Source organism: Escherichia sp. AM3, from assembly GCF_032029835.1.
GTDB classification, from domain to species: Bacteria; Pseudomonadota; Gammaproteobacteria; order Enterobacterales; family Enterobacteriaceae; genus Escherichia; species Escherichia coli.
The window spans coordinates 1-310 of sequence record NZ_JAVUPQ010000797.1 but is presented as its reverse complement, the minus strand read 5'-3'; the positions used below and the strand labels follow the sequence as shown (position 1 = coordinate 310).

Here is a 310-nt window from a genome sequence, read left to right as displayed (position 1 = left end):
CTGCTGTTTGGTGCGGACCACGCGGTGCTCGCGCAAAAGCGCGTGGCGACTATCCAGACGCTGGGTGGCTCGGGTGCGCTGAAGGTAGGCGCAGATTTCCTGAAAAAGTACTTCCCGGATTCCGGCGTGTGGGTCAGCGACCCGACGTGGGAAAACCACGTTGCGATCTTCGAGGGCGCGGGCTTTAAGGTGGCGACCTATCCGTGGTTCGACAGCGAAACCAACGGCGTGCGCGTTGATGCGCTGCTGGAAAAACTGAACACCCTGCCGGAGCGCAGTATCGTATTGCTGCATCCGTGCTGCCATAATC

General features: G+C 60.3%; 1 protein-coding gene. It reads left to right on the top strand.

The window, feature by feature from the left end:
- The coding region (locus tag RTW80_RS28420; protein WP_312721445.1) for an aminotransferase class I/II-fold pyridoxal phosphate-dependent enzyme at positions 1-310 on the top strand (310 nt) is incomplete at both ends.